Below are 2,075 nucleotides of genomic sequence, written 5' to 3' on the forward strand. Positions count from 1 at the left end.
ACCGTGGTGCGCACCAACGTGGCGAGGTCGGAGTCGACACCGCGAATGCCGACCTTGGCGAAGATTGCCGTCAGTGCGGCGAACGTCGCCGACAGCAAGGCCCACTGAAACCAGCTCGCCGGCATGCCCATGTCAGGCTCCTTGCAGTTGAGAGAACACGACCCGCACCTCCAGCCCGCGATGCGCCTGCGGCGTGTGCAGGCTGACGCTCGCGTGATGGCGTTCGGCGATGGCCTGCACGATGGCCAGACCCAGCCCGCTGCCGCCGCTGTCGGGCGCGAGCGTCTGCGCATCCACGCCGCGGTAGAAGCGGTCAAACACACGCTCGCGTTCGGCTTCGGGGATGCCGGGTCCGTTGTCGACGACGCGTAGTCGCGGCCGCCCGTCCTGCAGGTCCGCCTCGACGTCGACCACGCCGCGCGACGGTGTGTAGCGCAGCGCGTTCTCGACCAGATTGTCGAGCAGCACGCGCAGCTGATGGGCGTCGGCCCGCGCCATGATGCCGGCGCCGACGCGCGCCCCAAGGTCGATGCCGCGATGCTCGGCTTTTGCCGCGAAGTCCGATACCGCCGATCGCACCAAGTCGTCCAGGCTGACTTGTTCGACGCGCATGCTCTCGCCATCGGGCTCCGAACGCGCTACTGCTAGCAGCTGCTGCACCATCCGCTCCGAGCGGATCTCATGGACTTGTTTTCAACAAGGTAAGTACAAAACCACCCGTTGCAGCGAATGCTCGCACCGCCGCAGCGATCATTGCCCCCCCTTCGGCGGTCAAGGCGACCTCGGGAAGAAGGAGACCTATCCCGACCAAAATTTGGAGGATTCCGGTCACTATCTGATACCGATTGAAGTATTCGACGTAATCGCCCTCTATGCACAAAGCCCAAAAAATAACGCCAGGTAACGGGCGCTCAGTCTCGAGTATTATTTTGAGTTGGTGACCTTCTGGAGAAAACAAGGTGCCAAGGACAATGTCCTTTGTTGGCGTATATCGCTTCCCCGGTTTATATGGAAGTCTGAGATACAGACCAAGTAGAATGACGAGCTTTTCAACGCTGTCGCGAATGCCGTAGAGGCTCGCCGGTTTGACTTCGTACCAATCGAAGTCAGGAGGGCGATGACTTAGAATGTCAGGGCGGGTTTTCTTGCCGATTGACATCGCGAGAGATGCCTTTCCAGGATTGTGAGCTAGTAGAAAATCACGGTACGGAATAAATGATTTGCTGATGTCAAAAAATACATCGGTACATGGGCCGTTCTTCGTGCAGAAATCTTTAAAGATGAGAGGCTCGGCGATTTGCTCATTAAATAGATTCGCCACCATCGGGATGAGATCGAGCGACAGCCTAAAACACATTCGGTTTCCTAGCTGTAGGTTGCTGCGCACACGGTCGATGATCTCCTTGTCCAGTCCGTACGTACGAAAGTTCGCTCCAAGCAGCGAGGCCATCATCGGATCGAGTCGAACCAAGTTGGCATCCAGTGGCGTCGCTGCGCTCATCGCCGGTGTTACGATTCCTTCGAGAAACGAGAGCTCCAAGTCGAGCCGATCAAGAAATGAAGGATCAATGAGCATGGTTCCCTGACCCAGCGACCGGGTCTTTCGAAATTCACCGATTGCTCGCTGAGTCCCGACCATTGAGCCGTCACGTTCGTCGGCGTCGGGTATCTCCATCCCTACAGACAATAGTMCCAGTTGAACAATCCTCAAAGCATCGACAGCGCATAGGCCCAAAGGTAACTCTGCTCCCATCTGGACGCCTTGTAACACAGCGCTAGCACCGAGAATTGATGAATTCAGCACGAAGACCTCTAGCAATGAAATGGTGCGTTGACAGCGCGTAGGCGAGCAGCTTCACGGGAAAACTGGAAGCTTGTCGTCGGGCTGGAGCCATACCAGCGTTGTCGGGAGCGTGAATTCCCACGGCTCACCTTCTGGAGTCGCCCCGTCCAAATCGTCAGTCTGTTGGCGTAACTCCTCGGTGATGGAGCGGTACAAGTCGCTATCGAGCGTGGGCGCGCTTCCTCCACGCCAGACCTTTTTGCGCAACTCCGTTTCGTGCATTGGGTTTTTC

Annotated in this window: 3 protein-coding genes; all 3 read right to left on the reverse strand. The window is 57.5% G+C overall.

The window, feature by feature from the left end; all coding sequences use genetic code 11:
- Positions 1-132: 132 nt before the first annotated feature.
- Complete coding sequence (locus tag AC1D15_RS28850) at positions 133-612, reverse strand: sensor histidine kinase (RefSeq protein WP_477828718.1); 480 nt, start codon at positions 610-612, stop codon at positions 133-135.
- A 67-nt stretch (positions 613-679) separates the two neighbouring features.
- Entirely contained in the window at positions 680-1,804 is a 1,125-nt protein-coding gene (locus AC1D15_RS28855) for a hypothetical protein (RefSeq protein ID WP_477828719.1), read from the reverse strand.
- Positions 1,805-1,855: 51 nt separating this feature from the next.
- A partial coding sequence (locus tag AC1D15_RS28860; RefSeq protein ID WP_477828720.1) for a phage virion morphogenesis protein occupies positions 1,856-2,075 on the reverse strand: 220 nt, incomplete at its 5' end.

Source organism: Rhizobacter sp. P2_H2 (assembly GCF_056403375.1).

Excerpts from the sequence above, each read along its gene's own strand:
- AC1D15_RS28850 (WP_477828718.1), bottom strand. The coding sequence starts at position 612 with ATGCGCGTCGAACAAGTCAGCCTGGACGACTTGGTGCGATCGGCGGTA.